Origin of the sequence: Moorena sp. SIO3I8 (assembly GCF_010692325.1) — a bacterium.
Lineage (GTDB): Bacteria > Cyanobacteriota > Cyanobacteriia > Cyanobacteriales > Coleofasciculaceae > Moorena.
Map to the genome: position 1 here is coordinate 1 of NZ_JAAHHW010000280.1, position 2,310 is coordinate 2,310.

The window sequence follows — 2,310 nt, forward strand, 5'->3', positions numbered from 1 at the left end:
TGTGCGGCTCGTTCTAGCTAGGAGCCTCCCGTAGTAGGGAGGGGTATAAGCTAGGGGCGCGAGGAATAAACCTCAAACCTAACTGTCTGATTGGATGGTGGTGCAAACCCAACCCCATGAGAAGATATGTGACTCCTTATCTGGCCACACCGAGATGGGCGGCAACCCACCAGAGTGACGCTGGCATCAGGGCGGAATCAGAGGTAAATCAGATGTGCCACACTGCCGCTAAAAGGGAGGCGACACGGGTAGATTAACAAAAGTCCTTAAAAAGTGTCTTAAGTCCAAGCCGCAATCTGACCAGTATATGCGAGACTTCATTCCTTACATTCTCACGGAGCTATATATTTGGTATCCGTAATCTTCGAGAAGGGAATAGGCAAAGTGGTTAGAAGTTACCGCAAGAATAGTGGAGCCTTTATAGTTAGTCGGCTATGGGTAAAAGGGTTAAAAATTTTGTAGTAAGGCTCCACTATTCTAAGGTTTCATCTCCGGACTGCCCTAAATCGCCAAATAAATCTAACAGACGGAACGAGTAAAAACGACAGCAACATTGAGTCTAGAGAAAGGTCGAACCTCTAGTAAGTTATGCCAAACTTAATCCTCACTGTCGGGTAAGATGCAGCCAAATAACTGGCTGCGGGTATCCAGAAAACACAAACCTTAGGAGAGTATAGGTAGACGCATGTCTAATAATCGATATAGCGACCTTTGGAAAAGTCAAAAGTGGAAGAAAATCCGCCAAGACCTTTTCCGCCTACAAAAGAGAGTGTTCAAAGCAGTTCGAGATGGTGACTTGAAGAAAGCACGGTCTTTACAGAAGCTAATACTGAAATCCCGCGCAGCTCAGCTTTTGGCAGTACGTCAAGTGACACAGCTAAACAAAGGAAAGAAAACGGCTGGAGTTGATGGAAAGTCAAGCCTCAACTACAGAGAACGCATGGAACTGGTTGAAACATTGAACCTCTATGGCCACGACTGGAAACATAGCGGACTTCGTGAAATTCCAATCCCTAAGAAGAATGGAAAAGTAAGAATGTTAAAGATACCAACCATTGCTGACAGAGCCTGGCAATGTCTAATTAAGTTTGCCTTAGAACCAGCTCATGAAGCTTTGTTCAGCGCCGACAGCTACGGGTTTAGGACAGGAAGATGCGCACAAGATGTGCAAAAACGCCTGTACAATCACCTAAAAGCAAATAAAAGCGGCTCTAATAAAACAAAAAGGATAATAGAATTAGACATCAAAAAATGCTTTGACCGTATCTCCCACAACTCCATAATGAAACGAGTTATTGCTCCGGCAACTATTAAAAAGGGAATATTCCGATGCCTTAAAGCAGGAGTAGACCCTGAGTTTCCAGAGCAAGGCACGCCCCAGGGAGGAGTGGTAAGTCCCTTGTTAGCTAACATCGCACTAGACGGAATAGAAGATATACACACCAGTCTAAGGTACGCCGACGACATGGTGGTCATTCTGAAGCCAAAAGATAACGCCACGAAGATACTAGACTCTATCAAAGCATTCCTGGTTGAGAGAGGGATGGAAATAAGCGTTGAAAAGACCAAGTTAACCAAAGCGACAGAAGGATTTGATTTCCTGGGCTGGTATTTCCGAGTCCAGAAAAACGGAAAATTTCGGTCAATTCCCTCAGAGGAAAACCACCGAAACATACGTAAGAAAATCAAAGCCATAGTCAACAGCTCGAATTATGGTGCCGAAGTAAAAGCCAGAAAATTGGCACCCATTGTGCGCGGTTGGCGGAACTACCATAACAGCTGCAATATGAGCAGCGCTCGGGATTCTTTGTGGTTCATGAACAACACTGCCCACCGAAAGTTCCGAAAGGAAAAGAAAGTAGGTCGGTATAGAGCTGATGAACTATGTAAAAAGGCATTCCCAAAAGTTGGGTATAAACAAAACCAACACGTGAACGTAAGGGGAACCAAGTCACCCTACGACGGTGACCTGGTGTACTGGAGCAATCGAAATTCGCGATTATACTCCGATGCTACCTCTGAAGCCTTGAAAAAGCAAAACCATTCCTGTGGATATTGTGGGTTGAGGTTCATGGAAGACGAGGATGTACATCTTCATCACATAGATGGAAACCACGACAACTGGTCTAAAAAGAACCTACTAGCAGTCCATCAGAGCTGCCACCAACAAATACACTGGAGCAAAACCGAAAGGTAAGGATATCTAGGAGCCGTGTGAGGCGAAAGTTTCATGCACGGTTCTGTTCGCGCAGCGTCGGCCTTAGCCGAAAGGAGAGGTGCCCCAGGTAATACTGGGCATCGACTCTAATC

The 2,310-nt window shown here is 45.4% G+C and carries 2 protein-coding genes; both read left to right on the top strand.

What is annotated here, in order from left to right; all coding sequences use genetic code 11:
• The first annotated feature begins 116 nt into the window (after window positions 1-116).
• A complete protein-coding gene (locus tag F6K51_RS36155; RefSeq protein WP_293030707.1) occupies window positions 117-257 on the top strand; it encodes a hypothetical protein in 141 nt (46 codons plus the stop codon).
• Window positions 258-685: 428 nt separating this feature from the next.
• Window positions 686-2,197 carry a reverse transcriptase domain-containing protein gene (locus F6K51_RS36160; protein ID WP_293030709.1) on the top strand — a complete coding sequence of 504 codons (1,512 nt, stop codon included), beginning with the start codon at window positions 686-688 and terminating at the stop codon, window positions 2,195-2,197.
• The last annotated feature ends 113 nt before the right edge of the window (window positions 2,198-2,310 follow it).

Excerpts from the sequence above, each read along its gene's own strand:
- F6K51_RS36160 (WP_293030709.1), top strand. The coding sequence starts at position 686 with ATGTCTAATAATCGATATAGCGACCTTTGGAAAAGTCAAAAGTGGAAG.
- F6K51_RS36155 (WP_293030707.1), top strand. The coding sequence starts at position 117 with ATGAGAAGATATGTGACTCCTTATCTGGCCACACCGAGATGGGCGGCA.